The following is a 22,626-nucleotide window of genomic DNA, read 5'->3' as shown; positions in this document are numbered from 1 at the left end:
CCAGCATGACGACGTCGGCCCGCCGCACTTCCCCGACCCGGCGAAAGGTGCCAGGCTCGGGCCCGCCCCGTCACCGTCCAACCGTGGAGCAGAGCGTGGAACCGCAGCAGCTGAAGCGCGTCATACGCACGCTGTGGATCACCGGCACAGTCGCCGTGGTCATCGTCGCTGCAACCGCATGGTGGTTGGGCGAACGGCACCACCACACCCATCGCGATGACGCGGCGGTCCTCGGCGACGTCCTGGTGAGCCGGGACGGCCGCACCTTGACCACCGCAGCCAGATGGGCCCCGTGTCAGAGTGAACGCCCCCAGCTGCAGGCCCGCGAGTTCGCGGACACCGTGACCGTGGTACTCAGGGAAACATCCGCAGACCTGCGGCACCAGTGCACGAGCACCGATCAGCAGATCTCCATCACCCTGGCAGCACCGCTAGGTACGCGGCGGCTCGTCGACGCCGGCACCGGCGCGACCATCACGCCCTTCGACGGTGTCCGGCTCGTCGGCCCCCGCTACTTGCCTTCGGGCTACGCACAGACCGACGAGATCTACGACGAGCCGTCAACTGAACACTGCGCACCGTCGCCATTCAACCGAACAGGCAGGGCCGCATGGACACGGTTCTACCGGAAGGGCTCCGCGCGGCCCTCCCTAGCCATCGCTCAAGTCGCCAAGGGCGCACCAGACGACGCTGGTGACGCTACCGCCTGGGTCGACGGGCATCCGGCCCACCTGCGCGAGCAAGCCTCCTCCCGATGCCTGACCTGGTACAACGGCAAATACAGCATGGCTGTGCTCAGCAAAGGTCTACAGCTCCCGACGGCCGAGTTACTGCGGATCGCCGAGCAGCTCGACCGCTGACCATCGGGCCATGCGTAGGGGGACCCCGCACGGCAGTGGCGGTTGGAAGGACACGGTGGACGTCCGTCCGTACGAGGTGGTGGAGGTGCTGGTGCGGTTCGTGGGGTACAAGGGCCGCTACATGCTGCACTGCCACAACCTCGAACACGAGGACATGGCGATGATGGCCAACTTCGAGGTGGTGTAGGGGGTTGTCGGTCCAGCGCCGACGTGCCGGCCTCGGGCCGACCAGGCATCGCACTTCAGCTGACGAGGCGATCAGTGAGCAGGAGGGCCAGGGGACCTGCCGGGAGGAGGAAGCGCCCTTCGGTGGCGGCGGTGATGGCGTCCGGCATGGACCACCAGGACAGCTTGAAGTCTTCCTCGGTGGGCGTGAGCTGCTGCGGCCCCAGGGTCAACGGCGTGATGCCCCCTACAGTCGCCGCTCTCGTGGCAGTACGGTGGCTTGCTCACGCGATGGGGATACGGACTTCGGGGCTTCCAGTGGCGGGGGACGCACTGACGCTCGAAGAGGATTCCCGACTGCTTGGTGGAGTCCGACCCGCCGAAGCGACCCAAGAAACCGAAGCACGGCTTCGCCGCGGGCCGTCAGTCGGCCGCCCGTTCATACCATGGGTTCGCGAGCGCTGCGGCCGCCGAGTACAAGAAGTGCCGCCCCAAGGTCGTGTACCGGAGCGACACCCGGGAACCGGACGAGATCTTCAAGATAGGGTTCGAGCCACGCGGGTCGAACATGGATCTGATGGAGCACGCTTCCGGCTGGTCGAAGGACTCGGGATATGTGGCGACGACCAAGTATGAGTCCATCGCCAAGGGCCGTGGCGGCAACGTGTACCACATCGACGAGATTTTCGGGATCGACGTGAACGAAGCATGGCCGGAGAACGTATATGCCGACGAAGAGGAGATCGCCGTTCCAGGGCGCATCGACCCGGGCCGGATCATCGGCGTGCGGCTACGCAACGGAACGTGGCTGCCCAACCCCAACTACCGTCCCCTGGGACTGTGATGGAGGAAGTGCGTCTGATCGCTGCCGGTGATGACGGCCGCCAGGAGACTGTGGTCCTCGAAGTCGAAGACTCGGGCACACCGGGCGTCAAGCTGGTCCGGGCCGACGGGACGGCTACCGTTCATCCGGACGTGGATCTCTTCGAGTGTCTCAAGGAAGTGCGCCGCACGCTTGAGGAGGAAGGGCTCCTCCTCTGCTGCCAGGGATCGCGTCCCATGGTCTTCCCGTCGGGGATGGGCCGCCAGATGTCTAACGGCCGGCTCGCCTACACCTTGCGGCGGGACCCGCCGTTGACCGATGCCGATCTGGTGGACATCTTCGCACCGGCTCTGTTTTCCGAAGTGGGCACGCTCGAAGACCAGCGCCGTGCGGTGATGAGGTTCTTCGGGTTCTCGCACAAGTAGCCATGAGGCCCCGCCGGTTCGCTTCCGGTGGGGCCTCTTCGAGCTGTGGTGATGCTGTCGTGGCACTGATCACCGCGGCCGCACCACCACATACGCCCAGCACCCGCTTCGCCGACGTCACCAGCGCTGACCGCGCTACGTCCGCCAGCTGCTCCGGGGTCGCTTGTGTCACGGCCACGCCAGACGCTCCAAGTTCGCGTGCTTGCACGCGACTTCCCCTCACGAGGCGTGACAGCTTCGGCGCGGGCAGGGCGCCCTTCCACTGCAGAGTGATCTGTTCGTAGGCAGCCGCCCGCTCACGCGCAGCCGCCGCGCCAGCCGCAGCCGCCTGCGCCTCCGCACGCTTGGCCGCCGCAGTACGGGCCTCGGCCTCCGCCCGGGCCCGTGCCTGCGTGGCGTTGTCGCGCTCGCGCCCGTCAGGCCGTGGCCCACCTGGCGCTCGGCGACGTGGACGCGGCCGTCGTCATCGCCGAGCGCGCTGTTGAGCAGCTGGGCGGCGCGGACTCCGCCCGGGGCACGAGCACCCTGGCCACCCTCCGCGGACAACTCGCCGCCCACCGCCGAGTCCGGGCTGTCGCCGACTTCCTCGACCTCACCGCATAGCCCCGTCCGGCGAGAGCAGGCGTGAGGGTCGGGGCCGTACGCTCGCCGTCTCGGGGCCAGGGTGTGAAACACGGCAGTTCGGTAGGTCATGATCGCCACATGACACATCTCGGACTGGTGGCCCTCGTCGTGCGCGACTACGACGAGGCCATCGCCTTCTACGTGGACGCCCTCGGGTTCGAACTCGTCGAGGACACCCGTCTTGACGAAGAGAAGCGCTGGGTGGTTGTCGCCCCGCCGGGAGCGCGGGAGACCGCGTTGCTCCTCGCGCGGGCCGTCACGCCTGACCAGGAAGCGCGCGTGGGCGACCAGACGGGCGGACGTGTCGGGTTGTTCCTGAACACCGATGATTTTGACCAGGACCATGCGCGGATGCGGGCGGCCGGAGTGAAGTTCGAGGAGCCTCCCCGGACCGAGCCCTACGGCACGGTGGCCGTCTTCCAGGACCTCTACGGGAACCGCTGGGACCTGATCCAGCTGAACCGGAGGTCGGTCCGATGAGTGACGCATACGCGTACCTCGGCCCGCTCCAACTGCCCCGGATCGGGACCGGAGTGGACATCCACCCGTTCGCGGCGGGGCGGCCGTTGCGGCTCGCGGGACTCGACTGGCCGGACGAGCCCGTGGGGCTGGCAGGGGAGCCCGACGGTGACGTCGTGGTTCACGCAGCGTGCAACGCGCTGCTGACGGCCGCCGACCTCGGCGACCTGGGTGCCCACTTCGACACCTCCACGCCGGAGTGGGAAGGCGCCGCTCCGACCGCGCTGCTGGTCGAGACCGCCCGGCTGGTCCGGGAGGCCGGGTTCGCGATCGGCAATGTGTCGGTCCAGCTGATCGGGGAGCGGCCCAAGCTCGGGCCCCGTCGCGCCGAGGCGCAGAAGGTGCTCGCCGCCGCCCTCGGCGCGCCCGTGTTCCTGGGGGCCGCCACCCCCGAGGGCCTGGGCTGGATCGGCAGCGGCGAGGGGCTGGCGGCCATCGCCAATGCGCTGATCATCGGCGATCCGGCGGGTGGTACGGGTCGCTGACCCGCCGGAAAACCCGGAAGATCACGCCCAGTCTCGCCCGGGCCCGGGTGATGATTGGTGGAGTAGCGGTAGTTCTTCGACTGCTCGGCCACTGTGTGATCGCGCGTGGAGATCAGAGTTCCGTCATGGTTCTGACGCCGTGATCACACCAGCCATGCGACAGATCATTTCAGTTGCCGACACTCCTCCCCACGGCTGATCATGGGCACCAAGCAAATGAGGAGGACAGGATGGGGCTCATGCTCTGCCCCGCAGACGATGAAGCGACCAGCCCGGATATCTCCTGGTCGCACTACGGGTTCAACCTATTCAGGGAGTGGCTGGCTCAAACCGAGGGATTCGCCCTCCCTGAGATGGTCGGCTTCGGGGGAAACCGTTTGTGGAGCAGCGTCACCACCACGCTGGCACCACTGCTCGACCATCCAGACCACGAGGGCGACCTCGCACCCGCTCGATGCGCGGCCATGCTGCCCCGGCTGGAAGCAATCATCGACGAGCGGCCGAACGCTGCCGACGATTCCATTCTCCAACGACGTATTGATGACACCCGTCAGCTGGTCGCCGTCATGAAGTACTGCGTGGACAAGGACGTCACGCTCGACTTCTGCTGACCACCGGACCACAGGTCCGTCCCCGCCAGGGATGGCCAGCAGTTACGGAACAGCCTGTAGGCGAGAGCAGCCCGCTGCTGCCCTGCTGAACGCCCCAGGCCCATCCCAAGTTTCTCCCGGCATCACCTGGCTCATCCCCCGGCAGAGGCGCCCAGCGTCCGTCCTCCTGCGCGCCCTGTGCGCCCCGCTCGCCTCCCTCCCGTCCCGCTTTCCCGTTTTGGAAACCGCTACCCCTTGCGGCTCGCCCTGCAAGGTCGGAAGCATCGAACCGGATACGACGGAGCAGACTGGGGAGGAGCCGCGTGAAGGTCACCAAGCTCGTGAGCACGTGCGACATCAAGGACTGCCCGACCATCTACGCCACGGACAGGGACACCCTCTTGGTACAGGGGAGACACCTACCGATCACGGGTTGGAGATTCCCGCACACGAGACCCTCGTGGAGATCCCGACGCAGCTTGTGTTCGACCTGATCCGGAAGGGCCTTCGTGACGCCTAAGACTCTCGGAGAGCTGTTCGACACCTTCGAGCGAGAAGCATTCAGGCTCGAGACCCTCGCCGACTACAGCGGGTCGGGCAACGTGGACGCCTATCGAGCTTTTCCTCGCTGGGCAGCCACAGCCCGACGACTACAACGAAGCCTGGGTCTCGGAGCTTCGGACTCTTACGGACCTCGGTAAGCGCGTGTACCGCGTGCACATTCTGGCGCGCCCCATCACACCGTATCTACGGTTCGAACTGGGCTGGGGGTACCGGAAGAACGCGGCTGGGGGCGAAGAGTTCTTCATCCTCGACACAACGGACAAGCCCAACCCGCTCGAAGCGGCAGAAGACTTCTGGCTCTTTGACGAGAGGACCGCCGTCGTCATGCATTACGACGACGCGGGAGTCGTCACGGGGCGGGAGACGATGCCTGACAGCCGGGCACAAGACTTCGTCACCATCCGGGATACCGCGCTGGCGCACGCCGAGCCATTCTCCGACTGGTGGGAGAAGCACGTCGGCGCGTGAACAGAGGGCAGCTGGGGGCAGCGCTGCGGGTACTCCGGCAGGCATCTGGGAAGGAAGCCAAGACCGCTTTAGGTGGATGCTCTCGGGTTCGGGCTCGTCAGCTCATGGGGTGCTGCCGGACGGTGCCATGCCGGAACGGATGACGAGCAGTGCGGCCTGTGGCTGACCTCGGTAGAAGTTCTCGATCGCCTTGATCTCCTCCGGCAGGCATGCAAGGAGGACCTTGATCTCAGCGTTCCTCTTGAGCGGGTCCACGGTCGCGACCACGCCGACCACACCCGGTTGCTTCGCGCTGCCGCGCCAGATGTCGACGCCTTCGCCGTCACCGCCCTGGGTGCCTTCGAGGTATCCGTAATCAACCGGGTAGACGTACTGGGGGAAGCGCGGATGCGCGCTGCCTTTCGGTCGGTCGATCTTCAGCTCGGCGCCCAGGACGAAAGCATCCAGCTCCTGCCAGAAGCGGTCCCCGTAGGCGGCACCCCATGAAGTGCCGGACATCAAAGGGTCGTCCTCGTCGCCCCGTGCCATGGGCCCACATCGTACGCGTGCCGGCGCTCGTGGTAGTCGGTCTTGTCGAGCGTTGGCGGTCGGCCGCCGTGGGAAGCGCGCTTCTTGCGGATGCGGACGCGATCGGCCGTGTCCGGGATGATGCAGCGGATCCCGCGCCGACGCAGGGGCACACGAGAACCCTGAAGCTTGATCTTTAGTCCATCACGGGAATATTGCTGGTGCAGCATGGACGGCCGGTGCCGGGCCTGCCTAACGTCGAGGCCAGATGACCCAACCAGGGTCGGACTCCAAGGGAGTTGACATGGCGCTTACGCGGCTCACGGGCAGCGGACAGGGCGAATGCGGCAAGCAGGACTGCCCCAACGTCTACCGCGACGAGTCGGACGGCGGGTTCCTCGTCCAGGGCGAGACGTCCCACGCGTTCCAGCCCCCAGCCGGTGAGGCACTGGTCAAGATCCCTGAGAGCGTACTGAGGGAGGCATTCCGTGCTCTTGGCTGGTGACGCCTGGGACGCCAAGTTCCGGGACTTCACAAAGGAAGCGTGGCGACTCGAAACCTTGCCACAGTACATCGTCCCGCAGGAAGCCGAGGAATTCTCCCGGTTCCTTTCCGGTCAACCGGTGGAAATTCCCGACGAGGACGACGAGTGGTTTGAACTGATCCGCCGGCATCGGGAAACCGGCGGCAGCATCGGACGAGTCCACATCGTCACGCGGCCACTCTCGGACTATCTCCGGTTTGAGTTCGCACAGTATTATGCTCCGCAGTTCGAAGCAGGCGAAGACATCCGTATCCTCGACGTAACGGACCGGCCCAACCCGCTGGCAGGCGTCCAGGACTTCTGGATGTTCGACCGATCGACGGTCGTGCTCATGAACTACGAGCCGGACGGAAAGCAGATCAACCGGGAAGTGTTCGACGGCCACCCTGCACCATTCGTGGAATACCAGCGAATCGCCCTCGCTGAGGCCACGCCATTCTCGGAGTACGTGAAACAGCTTGACGTTTGAACCCGTAGAGCTGGGGCAGAGCAAGGCTGACCTGGCAGAGACACTGAGAGAGCTACGCAAGCGGGCCGGCCTTACAGGGGACCGGCTCGCTCGGCGTTGTTCCATGAGCCAATCCAAAATCAGCAAGATTGAAACTGGTAAGCGAACCCCGTCGCTTATGGACGTGGAGCGAATCTTGAGGGCGCTGGAGGCGCCACCCAGCCTCATCGCCGAGGTAACAGCGCTGGCCAGGATCGCCAACACCGAGTGGCAGGACTCGCGGTCGCTTCTCCGAAAGGGTCTGGACAAAGGCCAGGTCGAGCTGGCCGAGGTGGAGAAGATCACGACCGAGTTCCGGTTTTTCCTGCTATCCATGATTACCGGCCTGCTCTCGACGCCCGAATACATCAGAGCCAGCCTTGACGACGTACAGGGCGACCTCGGGAAGGTAATAAACAAGAAACTAGAGCGACAGGCCGTGCTCTACGACGAATCGAAATCATTTACGTTCGTCCTCACCGAGCAAGCCGTACGGTTCGCGAAGATCCCCCCGCATGCTATGGCTATCCAGATCGACCGCCTGGTGTCGCTCTCGCATCTGCCCGCGGTGAAGCTCGGTGTTATTCCCGTAGATACATACCTGCCAGGATGCCCGCTAACCACGTTCACGGTCTACGACGAACGCATGGCAACCGTGGAGGCTTCCACAGGGGTCATGATGTTCCGTGACCCTCGTGACGTCACCGCGTACCTCGAAGAGTTCGCCGGCTACGAAGAACGTGCGCTATTCCAAGATGACGCCCGGGAACGTCTGTCCGCATGGGCCGACGCCTACCGTTCATGATCTTTAGTACATCACGGGAATGTGGTTCGTATTCGCTCGATTCATGCACCACAATCTCTCTCCATGACCGCGGACATCGAGGCAGCCGCACAGCAAGCCGACGCCTGGCGAGGTGTCCGTACCCACCTATCAGGAAGGCTCATCATGACCGACCTGTACAGCCTCACCATCGACGGCGCCCAGTTCGCCAAGGCATGCGGGGGCAACACCCACCCGGACGGCGAATCGTGCGTCACCCTCGCCCGCATCGCTGAGGACGTCTACGCCCTCGGCGACAGCAAGCGGCCGAACGCCGAGCCGCTGAGGTTCACCACCGCCGAGCTGAACGCGGCGGGCATCGACCCGGCCCGCTTCGGCCTCACGGCCTGACCGGCCCCACCACAGCAGCCCCCAGCCGGCTGCGCCTGTGACTGGCGGCCTCTGCCTTCTGGGGAAGGTGGGGGCCGCCTCCAACCTTCCTGGACAGGACGACCAGTTGCACGTTCACGGGTACCTCTGGACCGGCGAGAAGAAGGACTTCGACAAGGAGAGCATCCGTCGCCCACCGTCGTCCGTCACACCGACCGCTACCAGTCCCGACGACGTCCAGGAGCGGTACCGGGAAGCCGTCTCGGAATGGAAGACCACTGGCGTACCGCCGATCGAGACCGCCCTGTGGCTACTGAAGCCGCCCCGGCTGATCCAGGGCACATGGGACGAGCCGAAGGAAGCCGCGGAATGGCTGGGGGAGCAACTGACCGAACACGCGCTCCGGTTCGCCTCCGCCCACGACCAGGACACGACCCGGCTCGCTATCCTCACCACCTCCGCCGCCGAGCGGCTGGCACAGGGTGGTGACGTGTCACTCGGGTTCTACTTGCGAGGGGCCTTGTTCCTGTCGTTGGCATTGGTGACATGCTCTCCGAACCGGGCGGAGCCGGGGCTCAGCTGCCCTACCCGCTGACGACCCCGATCAGCCGACCTGCATGGCATCGACCCCGAAGAAACCCACCGCCACGGCTGGACCGACGCGGCTTCGTCATCGCATCACTGGGCGCGCTCGCGGCGCCCTGGGCCCGAGTTTAATGGGTCATGATCGCTGCATGACTCATCTCGGACTGGTGACCCTGGTCGTGTGCGACTACGACGAGGCCATCGCCTTCTATGTGGACACCCTCGGGTTTGAACTCGTCGAGGACACCCGTATTGATGAAGAGAAGCGCTGGGTGGTCGTCGCCCCGCCGGGAGCCCGGGAGACCGCGTTGCTTCTCGCGCGGGCCGTCACGCCTGACCAGGAAGCGCGCGTGGGCGACCAGACGGGTGGACGCGTCGGCCTGTTCCTGAACACCGATGATTTCGAGCGGGACTACCAGCGGATGCGGTCGGCCGGGGTGAGGTTCGAGGAGCCTCCCCGGACCGAGCCTTACGGCACGGTGGCCGTCTTCCAGGACCTGTACGGGAACCGCTGGGACCTGATCCAGCTGAACCGGGGGTCGGCCTGACTGGGGTGTGGACGTCCGGCCTTTCGGTCACTCCCAGCGAGTGGACTCGCGCCCCTTGGTGTTGGACAGCATGCCTCGCAGTTGGCCGGGGGTTGCCCTGATGACGGTGCCGGGGGTGTCGCTCTCGCGGAGGAGTATTCGACCTGCCGGGTTGGCGAGTTCTAAGCAGTCGCCCACCGTATCCGAAGAGAACGACGACTTCTGCCACTGGATGCCCATGACCTTCGAGTCCTTCACGTCTGCTGTGCCACCTTGCTGATGAAGTCACGTGAGCGCTCAGAGCTGAGCGCGATTTCTTCGGCCCGATCCAGCACCGCCCGGTAGTTGGTGAGCTGCGATTCCCCGTCCAGGAACGCGGAACCGGTCGGTGTGTCGACGTGAACCGTATCGAGTCGCGTCACAGCTCCCCGCACATAGAGCATTGAACTCCCGGCACTGGCAAAGCCGCCAGAGGAGAAGGGGATAACCCGCACGGTGATGTTCTCGCGTTCGGATTCGTGCAAGAGGTGCCTGAGCTGCGCACGGGCAATGCTCGGGCCGCCGAACTGCATGAGCAGAGCCGCCTCATGCATGAGGTACGTACAGATGGGCGGCTGCGGACGGTCGAGGACGTCGCGTCGCCTCATACGGTGGGACAGCCTGCGCCGCAGCTCCGCGGGGCTGAGGGTCGGCACCGCCGTACGGAAGACGGCCCGGGCGTATTCCTCGGTCTGCAGCAGTCCTGGCAAGTGCATGATCTGCAATGCGCGAAAGCCGACCGCATGGTGCTCCAGCTCGGCGAGATCGAGCGCCGCGACCTGGATGGTTCCGCGGTACTCCTCCCACCACCCCTTGCCGCGCTCCTCGGCCATGGCGACAAGCGCATCCACGTAGGCGAGGTCCGGGCAGCCGTAGGAGGTGGCCCAGACGCGGACCCGTTCACCGCTGACGCCATGACGGCCCGACTCGATGTTGCTCATGCTCGAACGTTCGGTACCCAGCAGTCCGGCGGCCTGAGCAATGGACAACCCTGCCTGCTCGCGCATCCTGCGGAGTTCCGTACCCAGCCTCCGCTGCCGGACGGTTGGGGCCTTTCTCGCTGGCATCCGTTCCCCTCCTGTCGGCACTCAGTGTGGCGCGTGACCGGACGAGGGTCCACTCGTTCCAGTGATTGAACCCGTTCCGTAAACGTTTAGAACTCTCATGCTCTACCGTCGACGGAGACGAACTCCGGTAAGAGCCACGCGAGTTGGAGGGATCATGTACCGCAAAGGCGCCTACGTAGTCGACGTACGCGACAACAAAATCGCCCAAGTGATCGGGCGCACCGACACCCGCGCGCAGCTGCAGAGCCCCGACGGTGCCCTGCAATGGGAAGTGGACTTCTCCGCACTGCGGTTGGCCACCCGTGACGAGCGCGAAGAAGCCGGGCTGCGGCCCTACCTCAGCACCTGCCCCGACTGCGTCAGCCTCGCCGCGCGCCGTCGCGACGCGCCGCCCGGGCAGCGGGCCAAGGCCACCGCCGACGCCAACCACCACTGGATCATGGCCCACTCCACCCCCGGGGCGAGCCGATGACCACCTGCACTCACCCCTCCGGCTTCGAACCCGTCAACGGCGCCAACGGCGCCCCCGGCGAAGAGCGCTGCCCGCGCTGCGGGACCCGCCGGTTCACCGAGTACAGCGCCCTGCGGCCCCCGGGGCTGCCCGTGGCGGTGAAGCCGTCGCCCCGCCCGTGGCAAAAGGCCGACCGGATGGCCGCCGTGCTGATCTCACTAACCATGCCTCGCCTCAGCCACTGGGGCGGCGGCGCCGCCTGCGCCTGATGCGGCGGTAACAGCCCAGTCGTACCGTGGAAAGTGGTTACGTACGCACGCCAGGGAAAGGGGAGTCCGATGGCCGCGAGATCAACCGCTGTCACCCTGGACAACCAGGCCGGCACCGTGAACCTCAGACTCACCGCATCAGAACTCGAGGGTGATTGGACCAGTCCGCCACCGGATCTCATCGGTGACCGAGGAGACTGGGGGTCGGAGTCCGACGGGTTCGCATCCGGCACCGAAGGCCGCGTCACCTACCAGATCGAGGATGTCGACGGGAATCGCCTGGGCCAGGTCGACCTCCACTGGGACAATCCCTTTGTCGGCTCCAACTCCTATGACGAGAGCGTGGATCCTCAGGCCGACGATGCGACCAGCGACGGATTCTCGGTCGGGCACATAGGGGGCGACGGCGACGATGCGGCCGTGACCTTCGTGCTGCTGAGCGGATTCTGCACGGTCGACTCCGATACCGGCGAGATCGTCTGCTCGCAGGCCGAGCCGTGACCGCATGAAACACCAAACCCCCACGGCGCGGCCCGGCGGTGCCGTACCGGGCCTGGGGCCGCGTGGGGGCGGCCCCGCCGTGGGGGTGGTTCTGAGGGGGCTCAGGCCCCGGCCGGCTCCTTCTCGCCGCCCCGCGGGGCAGGAACCGCACCGTCACCGTGCCCGTCATCGGCCAGCGCCGCCTCGTCGAACGGCAGGCGTCCGGCCAGCACCTCCGTCATCCGGCCCCGGTCGATCTCCTTCGTCCACGTGCCGATCAGCACCGTGGCCACCGCGTTGCCAGCGAAGTTCGTCATCGCGCGCGCCTCGCTCATGAAGCGGTCGATGCCGACGATCAACCCGACGCCGTCGACCAGTTCCGGCCGGTGCGACTGGAGGCCGCCCGCGAGCGTGGCCAGCCCTGCGCCCGTGACGCCCGCCGCGCCCTTGGACGCCACGATCATGAAGAGCAGCAGCGACACCTGCTGGCCCACCGAGAGCGGGTTTCCCATCGCCTCGGCCACGAACAGCGAGGACATCGTCAGGTAGATGGCCGTGCCGTCCAGGTTGAACGAGTAGCCCGTGGGCACCGTGATGCCGACGACCGGCTTGCTCACGCCCAGGTGCTCCATCTTCGCGATGAGCCGCGGCAGCGCCGACTCCGACGACGACGTCGACAGGATCAGCAGGAACTCCCGGCCCAGGTACTTCAGCAGGGCGAAGATGTTCACCCCGGCCACCAGCCGCAGCAGTGCGCCCAGCACCACCACCACGAAGATCAGGCAGGTGGTGTAGAAGCCGATCATGATGACGGCCAGGGACTTCAGCGCGTCCACGCCCGTCGCGCCGACCAGCGCGGCGATCGCGCCGAACGCGCCCACCGGGGCGGCCCACATGACCATGGAGAGGATCCGGAAGACCAGCTTCTGGATGTGTCCGATCCCGCGCAGTACCGGCTCGCCCGCCGGGCCCATGGCCTGCAGGGCGAAGCCCGTGAGGAGCGCGACGAGCAGGGTCTGGAGGACCTGGCCGCCGGTGAAGGCGGAGACGATCGTGGTCGGGATCATCCCGAGCAGGAAGTCGGGCGTCGACTGGTGCGCGCCCTTCGCCTGCGCCTCCCCCGCGTGCCGCAGCGCGTCCGTCAGGTGCAGCCCACTGCCGGGCTCCAGCACGTTGCCGACCACCAGGCCGATCGCCAGCGCGACCGTCGACATCACCATGAAGTAGCCGAGCGCCAGCCCGCCGACCGCGCCGACCTTCGCTGCCTTCCGCACGGAGCCGATGCCCAGCACGATCGTGCAGAAGATGACGGGCGAGATCATCATCTTGATGAGGTTGACGAAGCCCGTGCCCAGGGGCTTCAGCTCCTTGGCAAAACCGGGCGCGGCGAAGCCCACCGCGATGCCGACGAGCACCGCGGCGATCACGGCGAGGTAGAGCCAGTGGGTCCGGTCCGCCTTGCGGACCGGTTGCTGCTGTGGTGGCGGTGACTGCGCTGTCACGGTGCTCTCCTTGTCTTCCCTCGTCGTCGCGGCTTCTGACGCTCCCGACCCGGAGACTATGCACGGCCTTGTGACGGCGGTCACCCTTGCGTTCATTACGTACACGAACAAGCCAAGAGGCACACTGTCGGCCATGCGCACACCCCGCATACGCCGCATACGCCGCCCCCGCAGCCTCGCCGGCCAGCTCTTCGCGATGCAGATCGTGCTGGTCGCCGTCGTGGTGGCCGGCTGCGCGGTCTTCGCCTACCTCGCCGACCACCGGCAGGCCGAGGAGGCGGCCCGCCGCCAGGTGACGGCCGTGGCCGCCTCGGTCGCCGCGTCCCCGGCCGTACGGGCGGCGGTCCTGGACCGGGACCCGTCCGCTGCTCTCCAGCCGTACGCCGAGCGGGTCCGCCGCGACACCGGGGTGGACTTCGTGACGATCATGAGCCCGGGCGGCATCCGCTGGACGCACCCCGACCCGGCCCGCATCGGCGAACGCTTCCTCGGCCACACCGGCCCCGCCCTGGAGGGCCGGACGTTCTCGGAGACGTACACCGGCACGCTGGGCCCGTCGGTGCGGGCCGTGGCGCCCGTACGGGATGCCGACAAGGGCCAGGTCACCGGCCTCGTCAGCGCCGGGATCACCGTCGACGCGATCAGCGCGGAGGTGAGCGGCCAGGTCGCCGCCCTGCTGGGCGTGGCGCTCGCCGCGCTGGCCCTCGGCGGCGCCGGGACGTACCTCCTCAACGCCCGCCTGCGCCGCCACACCCACGGCATGAACGCCGCCGAGCTGGCGCGGATGCACGACTACCACCAGGCCGCGCTGCACGCCGTCCGCGAGGGCCTGCTGCTGCTCGACGGGCAGCGGCGCGTCGCGCTCGTCAACGACGGCGGCCGGGCCCTCCTCGGCCTGCCCAAAGAGGATGTCGTAGGCCGTCCCGTCACCGAACTCGGCCTGCCGCAGGCCCTCACGGAGGCGCTCCTCGCGCCCGGGCCGCGCGTCGACGAGGTGCACCTGACCACCGAGCGGGTCGTCGTCCTCAACACCTCGCCCGTGTCGGGCGGGGAGCAGCACGGCACCGTCGTCACCCTGCGCGACCACACCGAACTCCAGGCGCTCTCCGGCGAGTTGGACTCCGTACGCGGCTTCGCCGAGGCCTTGCGCTCGCAGGCGCACGAGGCGGCCAACCGGCTGCACGCGGTGGTCTCCCTCATCGAACTCGGGCGCGCCGACGAGGCCGTCGACTTCGCCACCGCGGAGCTGGAACTCGCCCAGGCCCTCACCGACCAGGTCGTCGCCGCCGTCGCGGAACCGGTGCTCGCTGCGCTGCTCCTGGGCAAGGCCGCCCAGGCCAACGAGCACGGCGTGGAGCTGACGATCACGGACGACACCCGGGTCGACGACGGCCTGCTGCCGCCCGGCCTGCCCGCCCGCGACCTGGTGACGATGCTGGGCAACCTGATCGACAACGCGGTGGACGCGGCGGCCGCGGGCGGGACCCGGCCGCCGAGGGTCACCGTCACCGTGCGGGCGGACACACCGGCGGACGGCGGCGAGCTGATCCTGCGCGTCGGGGACACCGGGCCGGGCGTGCCCCCGGAGGCGGCCGACGAGGTCTTCCACCGCGGCTGGTCGACGAAGTCCGCGGAGGCCACGGAGGCCACGGGGGCCACGGGGGCCACGGGGGCCGTAGGCTCCGCGGAGTACGGGGAGACCCCGGGGGCCGGCCGGGGCCTCGGGCTGGCGCTCGTCCGGCAGGCCGCCCTCCGCAACGGGGGCACGGTCGGCCTCGGCCGCTCCCCCTTCGGCGGGGCCGAGTTCACCGTCCGGCTGCCGCTGCACGCGCGCACCCCCGAAGGAGCCACCCCATGAACCCCGCGCAGCCGAACCCGGAACAGCCGGACCCCGCGCAGCCGAATCCCGCACAGCCGATCCGCGTGCTCGTCGTCGAGGACGATCCCGTCGCCGCCGACGCCCACGCGCTGTACGTGCGGCGCGTGCCCGGCTTCACGGTCGCCGGGGTGGTGCACTCGCGGGGCGACGCGGTCCAGTTCCTCAAGCGGACGGCCGTCGATCTCCTGCTGCTCGACCTGTACCTGCCCGACGGGCACGGCCTCCAGCTGGTGCGCTCGCTGCGCTCCGCCGGGCACGGCGCGGACGTCGTCGCCGTGACCTCGGCCCGCGATCTGGCCGTGGTCCGGGAGGGCGTCTCGCTGGGCGTCGTCCAGTACGTGCTCAAGCCCTTCACCTTCGCCACCCTCCGCGACCGCCTCGTCCGGTACGCGGAGTTCCGCGGCGCCGCCGGGGAGGCGAGCGGCCAGGAAGAGGTGGACCGGGCGCTCGCCGTGCTGCGCGCCCCGCAGCCCGTGGCGCTGCCCAAGGGGCTGGCCGTGGCCACCCTGCGGGCGATCACCGACACCCTGCGGGCCGCCGGGCCCGAGGGCGTCTCCGCGGCCGCGGCCGCCACCGCCATGGGCATCTCCCGGATCACGGCCCGCCGCTATCTGGAGCACCTGGTGGACACCGGGCGGGCCGTCCGCGCCCCGCGCTACGGGCAGGTCGGCCGGCCGGAGCTGCACTACCGCTGGCTCAGCGGGCGCTGACGGGAACGGGACCCGGCGCACGGGTGCGCGGGCGGTTGCCCACGCGTGCCGCGCGGCGCCCGGGGGAACGTACGACTCGACACCACAAGGTGCAGGAGGTCGAGCCGTGCGCCCCACCAGCCCCGTACTCCTCGTCGCCATCGCCGTCACCGCCCTGTCCCTCACCTCGTGCGGGGAATCGGGCGGGGATCCGGACACCGTCAAGGTCGCCTACCAGCGCAGCACGGACAACAAGTACCGGATCATGGACGACTATCTGGCGGGCATCAAGAAGCAGTTCGAGCGGGCCCACCCGGGGAAGAAACTCCGGCTCCTCCCCGTCCAGGCCGCCGAGGACGACTACTACGCCAAGATCCAGCAGATGATGCGGTCCCCGAAGACCGCACCGGACCTCGTCCACGAGGACACCAGCCTGATCGGCTCCGACGTCGAGAGCGGCTATCTGAGACCGCTCGACGACAAGCTGGCGGGCTGGGCGCAGTGGGGCCGGTTCGCCGCGAGCGCCAAGTCCTCGGTGCGGGCCCGGGACGGCCGGACGTACGGGGTGCCGGACGGCACCGACACCCGCGGCCTGTGGTTCAACAAGCAGGTCTTCGCGGCGGCCGGGCTGCCGACCGACTGGCAGCCGCACACCTGGAAGGACGTCCTCGACGCCGCCCGCACGATCAAGCGGAAGGCGCCGGGGGTCGTCCCCCTCAACGTCTACACGGGCAAGGGGCCGGGCGAGGCCGCCTCGATGCAGGGCTTCGAGATGCTGCTGTACGGCACGGGGGCCGATCCGCTCTACGACCCGGCGGCGAAGAAGTGGCGGGCCGGCACCCGGGGGTTCGAGGACTCCCTCGCATTCGTCCGCACCGTCTATGCGGAGAAGCTCGGCCCGGACCCGTCCGATGCGCTCGACCCCAACGTCTCCACGCGCGTGGCCGGCGAGTGGATTCCGTCCGGCAGGCTGGCCATCGCCCTGGACGGCTCCTGGCTCGCCAAGAACTGGCTGCCGAACGGCGTCCGGCCGTGGCCCGAGTGGTCGCGGACCATGGGCCGGGCGGCCTTCCCGACGCAGGACGGCCGAGCGCCGGGGCGCGTCAGCCTCTCCGGCGGCTGGGCCTGGTCGATCGCCGCGAAGTCCGCGAGGGCCGACCTCGCGTGGCAGGCCCTGGAGCTGCTGCAGTCGCCGGAGAACGCCACCGAGTGGACGGTGCGCGACGGGCAGATCGCGGTGCGGGAGGACGTGGCGGCGGACGACAAGTACCGCGCGTCCGTCCCCGGCATCGCGTTCTTCACCGACCTGGTCGCCGTCACCCACTACCGCCCCGCCCTGCCCGTCTATCCCCGGGTGTCCAGCGCCATCCAGGAGGCGATGGAGTCGGTGACGACCGGCGACGCGAACGCGGCACAGGCGGCCCGGCGCTACGACGACCGGCTGCGGTCCGTCGTCGGCGTCGGCGGTGTGACCGCCTCATGACGGCCACGGCGCGCGGGCTCATGACGACCACGGCGCGCGGGCGGACGGCCGCCCGCTGGCTCCCCCTCGCCCCGGCGACCGTGCTGCTCCTGCTCTTCCTCGCCGGGCCCATCGGCTACTGCGTCTGGCTCGCCTTCACCGACACCCAGCTCACCGGCCAGGCGTCGGCGTCCTTCGTCGGACTCGCCAACTTCCGCCGGGCGTTCGGGGATCCCGACTTCCGCAATGCGGTACTGCTGACGCTGCTCTTCACCGTGCTCTCGTCGATCGTCGGCCAGAACACCCTGGGCTTCGTCCTGGCGGCGCTCATGCGGCGCGCGTCGCGGGCGGTGCGGACGACGGTGGGGGCGGTGGTGATCACGGCGTGGGTGCTGCCCGAGATCGTGGCGGGCTTCCTGCTCTACACCTTCTTCAACCGGCGCGGCACGCTCGACGCGATCCTGGCGTGGCTCCATCTGCCGCAGCAGAACTGGCTGTTCACGCTGCCGATCCTCGCCGTCTCCTTCGCCAACGTCTGGCGCGGCACGGCCTTCTCGATGCTGGTCTACTCCGCCGCCCTCGCCGAGATCCCCCAGGACGTCACCGAGGCGGCGGAGGTCGACGGGGCGAGCGGCGCGCGCCGCTTCTGGCACATCACGCTGCCGATGATCCGCCGCTCGATCGGCACCAACCTGATGCTCAACACCCTCCAGACACTGTCGGTCTTCGGCCTCATCTGGGCCATGACGCGCGGCGGCCCCGGCAACCGCAGCCAGACGCTGCCGGTGTTCATGTACGACCAGGCGTTCCTGAAGGCGCTGATCGGGTACGGGACGGCGGTGGCGCTGCTGCTGTTGCTGGTGGGGGCGATGTTCTCGGCGGTGTACGTGCGCTTGCTGAAGGAGGACGTCTGAATGGCTGTCAGGGAGTGAGGGAAAACCCTGATCGAGGTCGGGGGTGGCTCAGGGCCGGAATGGGGGCCGCTCCCTGATGGCGGCGATGTCCCGCCGCGACACCATGATCAACATGACTTCCTCGCTTCCCTCCCGCCGTGTCCTCTCCCGCCGCGCCCTCGCCGGAACCGTGCTGGCCGGCTCCCTGCTCCTGACCGTGGGCGTCCCCGCGGGCACCGCCCTCGCGGCAACCGGATCCCCGTCCTCCGCGTCCGCCCCGGCGTCCTCCCAGGCTCTCCCGCCGCTCGACACCCAGGCCCTCCGGGCCGCCATCGCCGACCTCGGCGACCCGCAGCTGACTGCCGCTCAGATACGGGTCGGCGGCAAGGCGGGCCAGTGGTACGGCACGTCGGGCGTCGCCGACCTGCGCACGGGCCGGGCCGTACGGGCGGACGACAAGGTCCGGATCGGCAGCATCACCAAGGTCTTCGTCGCCACGGTCGTGCACCAGCTGGCCGCCGAGGGCAAGCTGGACCTGAACGCACCGATCCAGCGCTACCTGCCCGGCCTGCTGCCCGCCGACTTCCCGCCGATCACGGCCACCCAGCTGCTGAACCACACCAGCGGCCTGCCCGCCGAGAGCGGCCCGGACGCGCCGGACATGAGCACCCCGGAGGACGTGCTCCGGCACCGCAACGACCAGTGGACGCCGGAGAAGATGGTGTCGCTGGTGACCCACGGCACGATGAAGTTCGAGCCCGGGACCAAGCAGGAGTACCGGGGCATCAACTACGTGCTGGCCGCGATGCTCGTCGAGAAGGTGACCGGCCGCCCGTACGGCGAGGAGATCGGCAAGCGCATCCTTCGCCCGCTGCACCTCGACCACACCTCCGTCCCCGGCAACGACCCCCGGATCCACGGCCCGCACGTGCACGGCTACCTGGCCATGTCGGACGGGACGCTGAAGGACGCCACCGAGTTCAACCAGTCGGAGGCGTGGGGCGAAGGGGAGATGATCTCCACGACCAAGGACCTGGACCGCTTCACCGAGGCGCTCTTCGCGGGCAAGCTGCTGCCGAAGGCCGAGATGGACAAGATGTTCGAGATGCCGTCCAAGGACGTCCGCATGCTCAAGGGCGGCGGCCCGGCCCAGTACAGCGCCGGTCTCCAGACGATCACCGTGAACGGTGTGACGCTGTGGGGCAAGACGGGCGAGCGCTGGGGCTACAACTCGGCCATGGTCTCCACGCGGGACGGACAGCGCCGCGTCGTGTACTCGTTCAACCCGACCCACCGGGACGACAGCCAGCAGAAGGTGACGCTGCGAATCGCGAACGCGATCACGAAGCAGCCGTCCCGGTAACCTTCCGGGCCCGCAGAACGGCCGGAAGGGCCGTTCCCGGACCGCGGTAGGGGTGCCACGGTGCACTGTGCACGAACGCCAGGGAAAGCACACCCTAAGAGCACGAGAGCACGAGAGCACCCCCCATGCGGAGGCACGCACCATGACGACCACCACGGGCGCACGCGTAGAGGTCTTCTCCAACGGGCCGCTGTCGTCCGGCAGTTCGATCGCGGTCTCGGCCCGCTTCGTCATCACCGTCGACGCCCCCGAAGCCACCGTCGACCTGACCGGTGAACTCCGGGAGCTGGTGGCCGGATCGGGCGTCTCCGAGGGCACGTTGCACGTGTACTGCGGCCACGCCGCCTGCGGCCTGATCGTCGGGCCGATGCCCGGCGATCACCGTCACCCGGAGCTGCGCATCCCCGTCGCGTCGGGCGCGCTGCGCCTCGGCCGGCGGCAGGCGGTCGCACTGGCCGAGCACGACGGGCCGGGCACCCGGGAACTGCTGGTGCGCGTCCACCACGCGTAGCCGGACGGGCCTTGCCGGGCTTTGTCGGGCCCTAGCGGCCCAGGAGGGCCGGGCGGCCGGGGCGGTCCGTCGCCAGCCGAGCGTGCAAGTGCGAGTCGTGCCGCTCACCGGAGGTCTCGACGAAGGACTCCCGCATCACGCCCTCCGCCGGGAAGCCCGCCTTGGTGGCGGCGCGGCACGACGCCGTGTTGACCAGGGCGTGGTCGAGGACGAGGCGGTGCAGACCCAGCCCGCCGTCCTCCGGGGCGGCGAACGCCCAGCGGGCGGCGGCGTCCAGCGCGACGGGGGCCACGCCGCGGCCGCGGGACCGGGGCGAGATCCAGTAGCCGGCGACGCCCTGGTCCGGGAGGCGGTTGACCTCCCGGATGCCCATCGCCCCGTGCAGGACGCCCGACTCCGCGTCGGTGACGGCGAAGACGGCGGCGCCGGACGCCCAGCCGGCGATGCGGGCGCGCAGCCAGACGGCCGCGCGCTCGTGCTCCGGCGCCGCGTTGACGGCGATGCCGGCCGCCCACCGGAGAATCCCGGTGTCGCGCAGCGCCTCGGCGACGGCGGCTTCGTCGGACTCGTCGAACGGGCGGAGGAGCAGGCCGTCGGCGGCGATCGTCGTCCGGGCTATGCCCTGGGGCGTCTCATTGGTGAAGGTGGTCACCGGTCTGTTCTAACCGATGGCCCCACCCGGCTCCCCCGCGGGATCGAGCAGTTGCCCCGGGGCCAGGCGCTTACGGGATCAGGTAGTTGTAGACCTCCAGCACCTTCGAGTCGAAGGGCGGGGCCCCCAGCTCCTGTGCCGCGGGGTAGACCGCCGTCTCGAGGAAGGCGCGGAACGCGTCCTCCGACTCCCAGATGTCGATGACCTGCCAGCCGCCCTCGTCCCTCGGCAGGGCGAAGTGGGCGAGCAGCCCGGCGGGCGGGTTCGAGGTGTCGGGGATCGCCTTGTCGAATGCCGCCTGGTACAGCTCCTTGTTCCAGGCCGCGCCGCGACTGTGCACCATGACCGCCATGTACCGCTCCCTCCGCACCGGGGACGCCCTCACTTCAACGCTACGTCCCCGGCTCCGGCAGGGACGAGTGGTGCCGGAGGCAGACCACGGCCCGGCCCCGCGCCGGAGCGCGGAAGCGGCGCGTGCCGGTCCTCAGCCCTCAGCCCTCAGCCCGCTGGGTGACGGGGGCCTCGGTGCGGTCGCCCAGGAACTCGTACCAGCGGCGCTGCAGGCACACGTACCGCGTGTCCGCCTCGACGAGGCGGAGGAAGGCGTTCACCGTCTCGGTCAGCCGCTCCTGAAGCCCCGGGTCGGCCAGCCGCCCGTCCTCGGTGAAGCCCTCGTGGGACCTGGCGAGGCTGAACATGTCCGGGTAGACGCGGGTGCCCAGGTGCTCCAGCGGAATCCGCAGCGACCACAGGCCGCGGTTGCCGCCGACCATGGAGGGGGAGGCGGAGAGGAGCAGTGCCTGCTTGTCCTTGAACGGCTGGGGGCGGACGCGCGAGACCCAGTCGATGGCATTCTTCAGCACGCCCGGCACGGAGGCGTTGTACTCGGGCGAGGAGATCACGAGGGCGTCGCACTTCTCCAGCCGCCCGTGCAGCGCGACGGCACCGTCCGGCAGCCCTTTGGCATCCTCGAGGTCGCCGTCGTACAAGGGCATGTCGAACTCGCGCATGGTGGCGTGGTCGACGGTGGCACCGGCCTCGGTGACCAGGCGGGCCGCGAGGGAGGCGAGGCGGGCGTTGGTGGATTCGGCCCTCAGGGCGCCGCCGAAGACGAGCACTCGCAGCGGGACGGGCTGGGCGTCATTGGCCATGACCGTGTCCGTGTCCTTCCGGCGCGTGTCGAGTACGTGCCCCTCCGGGCGCCGCGCCCCGCGGACCAGTCTGGCCCGGTCCGGGGCGCGGCGCGACGGGGCGTGATCCTTCCGGGTTCCCCGGCGGCCGGCCGCCCGTGCGGCCTCAGGCGGCGACGCGCTCGGCGGCCGCCTTGGCCTTGCCGACCGCGTCCTCGTGGGCCTTGGCCCGGGAGGCCTCGGCGAGCGGGACCAGCTCGGCCATCGCCGGGTTGGAGTGGGCCATGGTCAGCTCGGGGACGATGAAGTCGACCTCCATGCCGAGCATGTCTCCGAGGACGGCCTTCAGGTAGTTCTGCACGTACTCGAAGCCCTCGCGCGGCGTACCGGGGCCGTAGGAACCGCCGCGGCTGGCGACCACGTACACCGGCTTGCCCTTGACGGAGGGCTCGCCGCCCGCGGTGCGGCCCATGAGGATCACCTGGTCCAGCCATGCCTTCAGCGTGGAGGGGATCGTGAAGTTGTACATCGGGGCGCCTATGAGCACGGCGTCCGCGCTCTCCAGCTCCTCGATCAGCTTGACGCGCTCGGCGAAGGCGGCGGCCTGCTCCGGGGTGTGGGTGGCGGGGTCGGCGAAGCCCGCGGACGCGGTGACGGCGTCGAGGTGCGGCACGGGGTCGGCGGCCAGATCGCGGTGGATCACGGTGCCGTCCGGGTGCTGTTCCTCCCAGGTCTTGCGGAAGAGCGCGGTGACGGCACGGGAAGCGGAGGCGGACTCGGGCCAGACGGAGGTGTCGAGGTGCAGCAGCGTGGCCATGGGAGGACTCCAATGATCAACGAGAAGGACCTGTTGTTCAGTGCGCAACTATTAATAGCACAGCCGCTTACTTTTTTATAGCCGCTTGCGGCGGGG

The 22,626-nt window shown here is 68.9% G+C and carries 31 protein-coding genes and 3 pseudogenes; 25 read left to right on the top strand and 9 right to left on the bottom strand.

Annotated elements, in window-relative coordinates; translation table 11 throughout:
- Nucleotides 1-83 precede the first annotated feature (83 nt).
- Entirely contained in the window at nt 84-860 is a 777-nt protein-coding gene (locus AC1Z4A_RS23015; RefSeq protein WP_483681692.1) for a hypothetical protein, read from the top strand.
- A 10-nt stretch (nt 861-870) separates the two neighbouring features.
- Nucleotides 871-1,047, top strand: a complete 177-nt coding sequence (locus AC1Z4A_RS23010; RefSeq protein ID WP_483681690.1) for a multicopper oxidase domain-containing protein — start codon at nt 871-873, stop codon at nt 1,045-1,047.
- 55 nt (nt 1,048-1,102) lie between these two features.
- Here AC1Z4A_RS23010 and AC1Z4A_RS23005 read toward each other — a convergent pair.
- Nucleotides 1,103-1,258 (bottom strand): annotated as a pseudogene (locus AC1Z4A_RS23005) (NUDIX hydrolase); the annotation flags it as partial.
- Between the two features lie 131 nt (nt 1,259-1,389).
- On the opposite strand from AC1Z4A_RS23005, the gene AC1Z4A_RS23000 reads away from it, so the two are divergent.
- From AC1Z4A_RS23000 to AC1Z4A_RS22965, 8 genes and pseudogenes are all read left to right on the top strand, one after another.
- Nucleotides 1,390-1,869: a scabin-related ADP-ribosyltransferase gene (locus AC1Z4A_RS23000; protein WP_483683693.1), complete on the top strand. Its 480-nt coding sequence runs from the start codon at nt 1,390-1,392 to the stop codon at nt 1,867-1,869.
- A complete protein-coding gene (locus tag AC1Z4A_RS22995) occupies nt 1,866-2,273 on the top strand; it encodes a hypothetical protein (protein WP_483681688.1) in 408 nt (135 codons plus the stop codon). Before AC1Z4A_RS23000 ends, AC1Z4A_RS22995 begins: the two co-directional genes overlap by 4 nt.
- Nucleotides 2,274-2,696: 423 nt before the next feature.
- Nucleotides 2,697-2,876, top strand: coding sequence for a hypothetical protein (locus tag AC1Z4A_RS22990; protein ID WP_483681686.1), 180 nt, complete (start codon nt 2,697-2,699; stop codon nt 2,874-2,876).
- Nucleotides 2,877-2,975: 99 nt separating this feature from the next.
- Nucleotides 2,976-3,377 carry a VOC family protein gene (locus AC1Z4A_RS22985; RefSeq protein ID WP_483681684.1) on the top strand — a complete coding sequence of 134 codons (402 nt, stop codon included), beginning with the start codon at nt 2,976-2,978 and terminating at the stop codon, nt 3,375-3,377.
- The gene (gene ispF, locus AC1Z4A_RS22980; protein WP_483681682.1) at nt 3,374-3,901 is read left to right on the top strand and encodes a 2-C-methyl-D-erythritol 2,4-cyclodiphosphate synthase; all 528 of its coding nucleotides are present in this window, start codon (nt 3,374-3,376) and stop codon (nt 3,899-3,901) included. The genes AC1Z4A_RS22985 and ispF overlap by 4 nt, the downstream gene beginning before the upstream one ends.
- A 230-nt stretch (nt 3,902-4,131) precedes the next feature.
- Nucleotides 4,132-4,512, top strand: coding sequence for a hypothetical protein (locus AC1Z4A_RS22975; protein ID WP_483681680.1), 381 nt, complete (start codon nt 4,132-4,134; stop codon nt 4,510-4,512).
- A 302-nt stretch (nt 4,513-4,814) separates the two neighbouring features.
- A pseudogene (locus AC1Z4A_RS22970) lies at nt 4,815-5,011 on the top strand (hypothetical protein).
- Nucleotides 5,001-5,523: pseudogene (locus tag AC1Z4A_RS22965) on the top strand (DUF6879 family protein). Before AC1Z4A_RS22970 ends, AC1Z4A_RS22965 begins: the two co-directional pseudogenes overlap by 11 nt.
- A 102-nt stretch (nt 5,524-5,625) precedes the next feature.
- On the opposite strand, the gene AC1Z4A_RS22960 reads toward AC1Z4A_RS22965, so the two are convergent.
- Nucleotides 5,626-6,051, bottom strand: a complete 426-nt coding sequence (locus AC1Z4A_RS22960) for an inorganic pyrophosphatase (protein WP_483681678.1) — start codon at nt 6,049-6,051, stop codon at nt 5,626-5,628.
- Between the two features lie 283 nt (nt 6,052-6,334).
- On the opposite strand from AC1Z4A_RS22960, the gene AC1Z4A_RS22955 reads away from it, so the two are divergent.
- The 6 genes from AC1Z4A_RS22955 to AC1Z4A_RS22930 all read left to right on the top strand — a co-directional run bounded on the left by AC1Z4A_RS22955 (nt 6,335) and on the right by AC1Z4A_RS22930 (nt 9,347).
- Nucleotides 6,335-6,535, top strand: coding sequence for a hypothetical protein (locus AC1Z4A_RS22955; RefSeq protein ID WP_483681676.1), 201 nt, complete (start codon nt 6,335-6,337; stop codon nt 6,533-6,535).
- Nucleotides 6,519-7,043, top strand: coding sequence for a DUF6879 family protein (locus AC1Z4A_RS22950; RefSeq protein WP_483681674.1), 525 nt, complete (start codon nt 6,519-6,521; stop codon nt 7,041-7,043). The genes AC1Z4A_RS22955 and AC1Z4A_RS22950 overlap by 17 nt, the downstream gene beginning before the upstream one ends.
- Nucleotides 7,033-7,866 (top strand): Scr1 family TA system antitoxin-like transcriptional regulator, encoded by an 834-nt coding sequence (locus tag AC1Z4A_RS22945; RefSeq protein ID WP_483681672.1) that lies wholly within the window; start codon nt 7,033-7,035, stop codon nt 7,864-7,866. The genes AC1Z4A_RS22950 and AC1Z4A_RS22945 overlap by 11 nt, the downstream gene beginning before the upstream one ends.
- Before the next feature lie 144 nt (nt 7,867-8,010).
- A complete protein-coding gene (locus AC1Z4A_RS22940) occupies nt 8,011-8,235 on the top strand; it encodes a DUF397 domain-containing protein (RefSeq protein WP_483683692.1) in 225 nt (74 codons plus the stop codon).
- A 106-nt stretch (nt 8,236-8,341) separates the two neighbouring features.
- Complete coding sequence (locus AC1Z4A_RS22935; protein WP_483683691.1) at nt 8,342-8,809, top strand: hypothetical protein; 468 nt, start codon at nt 8,342-8,344, stop codon at nt 8,807-8,809.
- Nucleotides 8,810-8,948: 139 nt separating this feature from the next.
- Nucleotides 8,949-9,347: a VOC family protein gene (locus tag AC1Z4A_RS22930; RefSeq protein WP_483681670.1), complete on the top strand. Its 399-nt coding sequence runs from the start codon at nt 8,949-8,951 to the stop codon at nt 9,345-9,347.
- A 27-nt stretch (nt 9,348-9,374) separates the two neighbouring features.
- Here AC1Z4A_RS22930 and AC1Z4A_RS22925 read toward each other — a convergent pair whose 3' ends face one another.
- Nucleotides 9,375-9,584 (bottom strand): DUF397 domain-containing protein, encoded by a 210-nt coding sequence (locus tag AC1Z4A_RS22925; RefSeq protein WP_483681668.1) that lies wholly within the window; start codon nt 9,582-9,584, stop codon nt 9,375-9,377.
- Nucleotides 9,581-10,432, bottom strand: a complete 852-nt coding sequence (locus AC1Z4A_RS22920; protein WP_483681666.1) for a helix-turn-helix domain-containing protein — start codon at nt 10,430-10,432, stop codon at nt 9,581-9,583. The genes AC1Z4A_RS22925 and AC1Z4A_RS22920 overlap by 4 nt, the downstream gene beginning before the upstream one ends.
- 154 nt (nt 10,433-10,586) lie before the next feature.
- Here AC1Z4A_RS22920 and AC1Z4A_RS22915 point away from each other — a divergent pair, with 154 nt between their 5' ends.
- The 3 genes from AC1Z4A_RS22915 to AC1Z4A_RS22905 all read left to right on the top strand — a co-directional run bounded on the left by AC1Z4A_RS22915 (nt 10,587) and on the right by AC1Z4A_RS22905 (nt 11,653).
- The gene (locus AC1Z4A_RS22915) at nt 10,587-10,904 is read left to right on the top strand and encodes a hypothetical protein (protein WP_483681664.1); all 318 of its coding nucleotides are present in this window, start codon (nt 10,587-10,589) and stop codon (nt 10,902-10,904) included.
- Nucleotides 10,901-11,152, top strand: a complete 252-nt coding sequence (locus AC1Z4A_RS22910; RefSeq protein WP_483681662.1) for a DUF6255 family natural product biosynthesis protein — start codon at nt 10,901-10,903, stop codon at nt 11,150-11,152. Before AC1Z4A_RS22915 ends, AC1Z4A_RS22910 begins: the two co-directional genes overlap by 4 nt.
- 69 nt (nt 11,153-11,221) lie before the next feature.
- Nucleotides 11,222-11,653: a hypothetical protein gene (locus AC1Z4A_RS22905; protein WP_483681660.1), complete on the top strand. Its 432-nt coding sequence runs from the start codon at nt 11,222-11,224 to the stop codon at nt 11,651-11,653.
- 101 nt (nt 11,654-11,754) lie between these two features.
- Here the strand turns inward: AC1Z4A_RS22905 and AC1Z4A_RS22900 are convergent, their stop codons facing one another.
- On the bottom strand, nt 11,755-13,134 hold the full coding sequence (locus AC1Z4A_RS22900; RefSeq protein WP_483681658.1) for a cation:dicarboxylate symporter family transporter: 1,380 nt from the start codon (nt 13,132-13,134) through the stop codon (nt 11,755-11,757).
- Between the two features lie 133 nt (nt 13,135-13,267).
- On the opposite strand from AC1Z4A_RS22900, the gene AC1Z4A_RS22895 reads away from it, so the two are divergent.
- The 6 genes from AC1Z4A_RS22895 (at nt 13,268) to AC1Z4A_RS22870 (ending at nt 19,931) form a co-directional block, all read left to right on the top strand.
- A complete protein-coding gene (locus AC1Z4A_RS22895; protein ID WP_483681656.1) occupies nt 13,268-14,992 on the top strand; it encodes a sensor histidine kinase in 1,725 nt (574 codons plus the stop codon).
- A complete protein-coding gene (locus AC1Z4A_RS22890) occupies nt 14,989-15,723 on the top strand; it encodes a response regulator (RefSeq protein ID WP_483681654.1) in 735 nt (244 codons plus the stop codon). The genes AC1Z4A_RS22895 and AC1Z4A_RS22890 overlap by 4 nt, the downstream gene beginning before the upstream one ends.
- Nucleotides 15,724-15,829: 106 nt before the next feature.
- Nucleotides 15,830-17,185, top strand: coding sequence for an extracellular solute-binding protein (locus AC1Z4A_RS22885; protein WP_483681652.1), 1,356 nt, complete (start codon nt 15,830-15,832; stop codon nt 17,183-17,185).
- Nucleotides 17,182-18,078 (top strand): carbohydrate ABC transporter permease, encoded by an 897-nt coding sequence (locus AC1Z4A_RS22880; protein WP_483681650.1) that lies wholly within the window; start codon nt 17,182-17,184, stop codon nt 18,076-18,078. The genes AC1Z4A_RS22885 and AC1Z4A_RS22880 overlap by 4 nt, the downstream gene beginning before the upstream one ends.
- Before the next feature lie 112 nt (nt 18,079-18,190).
- A complete protein-coding gene (locus AC1Z4A_RS22875) occupies nt 18,191-19,420 on the top strand; it encodes a serine hydrolase domain-containing protein (protein ID WP_483681648.1) in 1,230 nt (409 codons plus the stop codon).
- A gap of 142 nt (nt 19,421-19,562) precedes the next feature.
- Nucleotides 19,563-19,931 (top strand): YjbQ family protein, encoded by a 369-nt coding sequence (locus tag AC1Z4A_RS22870; RefSeq protein WP_483681646.1) that lies wholly within the window; start codon nt 19,563-19,565, stop codon nt 19,929-19,931.
- 31 nt (nt 19,932-19,962) lie between these two features.
- On the opposite strand, the gene AC1Z4A_RS22865 is transcribed toward AC1Z4A_RS22870, so the two are convergent.
- The 4 genes from AC1Z4A_RS22865 to AC1Z4A_RS22850 form a co-directional block, all read right to left on the bottom strand.
- Nucleotides 19,963-20,583, bottom strand: a complete 621-nt coding sequence (locus AC1Z4A_RS22865) for a GNAT family N-acetyltransferase (RefSeq protein WP_483681644.1) — start codon at nt 20,581-20,583, stop codon at nt 19,963-19,965.
- A 70-nt stretch (nt 20,584-20,653) separates the two neighbouring features.
- A complete protein-coding gene (locus tag AC1Z4A_RS22860) occupies nt 20,654-20,935 on the bottom strand; it encodes an antibiotic biosynthesis monooxygenase (protein ID WP_483681642.1) in 282 nt (93 codons plus the stop codon).
- 139 nt (nt 20,936-21,074) lie between these two features.
- On the bottom strand, nt 21,075-21,734 hold the full coding sequence (locus AC1Z4A_RS22855; protein WP_483681640.1) for an NADPH-dependent FMN reductase: 660 nt from the start codon (nt 21,732-21,734) through the stop codon (nt 21,075-21,077).
- A gap of 145 nt (nt 21,735-21,879) precedes the next feature.
- Nucleotides 21,880-22,530: an FMN-dependent NADH-azoreductase gene (locus AC1Z4A_RS22850; protein ID WP_483681638.1), complete on the bottom strand. Its 651-nt coding sequence runs from the start codon at nt 22,528-22,530 to the stop codon at nt 21,880-21,882.
- Nucleotides 22,531-22,626: the final 96 nt, after the last annotated feature.

The organism is Streptomyces sp. 17_S59 (assembly GCF_056930295.1).
This window is presented reverse-complemented; position numbering and strand designations above follow the sequence as displayed.

Coding starts and splice junctions, on each gene's coding strand:
- AC1Z4A_RS23010 (WP_483681690.1), top strand. CDS start 871: ATGCGTAGGGGGACCCCGCACGGCAGTGGCGGTTGGAAGGACACGGTG.
- AC1Z4A_RS22875 (WP_483681648.1), top strand. CDS start 18,191: ATGACTTCCTCGCTTCCCTCCCGCCGTGTCCTCTCCCGCCGCGCCCTC.
- AC1Z4A_RS22855 (WP_483681640.1), bottom strand. CDS start 21,734: ATGGCCAATGACGCCCAGCCCGTCCCGCTGCGAGTGCTCGTCTTCGGC.
- AC1Z4A_RS22955 (WP_483681676.1), top strand. CDS start 6,335: ATGGCGCTTACGCGGCTCACGGGCAGCGGACAGGGCGAATGCGGCAAG.
- AC1Z4A_RS22910 (WP_483681662.1), top strand. CDS start 10,901: ATGACCACCTGCACTCACCCCTCCGGCTTCGAACCCGTCAACGGCGCC.
- AC1Z4A_RS22960 (WP_483681678.1), bottom strand. CDS start 6,051: ATGGCACGGGGCGACGAGGACGACCCTTTGATGTCCGGCACTTCATGG.
- AC1Z4A_RS22985 (WP_483681684.1), top strand. CDS start 2,976: ATGACACATCTCGGACTGGTGGCCCTCGTCGTGCGCGACTACGACGAG.
- AC1Z4A_RS22905 (WP_483681660.1), top strand. CDS start 11,222: ATGGCCGCGAGATCAACCGCTGTCACCCTGGACAACCAGGCCGGCACC.
- AC1Z4A_RS22975 (WP_483681680.1), top strand. CDS start 4,132: ATGGGGCTCATGCTCTGCCCCGCAGACGATGAAGCGACCAGCCCGGAT.
- AC1Z4A_RS22860 (WP_483681642.1), bottom strand. CDS start 20,935: ATGGCGGTCATGGTGCACAGTCGCGGCGCGGCCTGGAACAAGGAGCTG.
- ispF (WP_483681682.1), top strand. CDS start 3,374: ATGAGTGACGCATACGCGTACCTCGGCCCGCTCCAACTGCCCCGGATC.
- AC1Z4A_RS22850 (WP_483681638.1), bottom strand. CDS start 22,530: ATGGCCACGCTGCTGCACCTCGACACCTCCGTCTGGCCCGAGTCCGCC.
- AC1Z4A_RS22890 (WP_483681654.1), top strand. CDS start 14,989: ATGAACCCCGCGCAGCCGAACCCGGAACAGCCGGACCCCGCGCAGCCG.
- AC1Z4A_RS22870 (WP_483681646.1), top strand. CDS start 19,563: ATGACGACCACCACGGGCGCACGCGTAGAGGTCTTCTCCAACGGGCCG.
- AC1Z4A_RS22920 (WP_483681666.1), bottom strand. CDS start 10,432: ATGCCAGCGAGAAAGGCCCCAACCGTCCGGCAGCGGAGGCTGGGTACG.
- AC1Z4A_RS22940 (WP_483683692.1), top strand. CDS start 8,011: ATGACCGACCTGTACAGCCTCACCATCGACGGCGCCCAGTTCGCCAAG.
- AC1Z4A_RS22895 (WP_483681656.1), top strand. CDS start 13,268: ATGCGCACACCCCGCATACGCCGCATACGCCGCCCCCGCAGCCTCGCC.
- AC1Z4A_RS22880 (WP_483681650.1), top strand. CDS start 17,182: ATGACGGCCACGGCGCGCGGGCTCATGACGACCACGGCGCGCGGGCGG.
- AC1Z4A_RS22930 (WP_483681670.1), top strand. CDS start 8,949: ATGACTCATCTCGGACTGGTGACCCTGGTCGTGTGCGACTACGACGAG.
- AC1Z4A_RS22915 (WP_483681664.1), top strand. CDS start 10,587: ATGTACCGCAAAGGCGCCTACGTAGTCGACGTACGCGACAACAAAATC.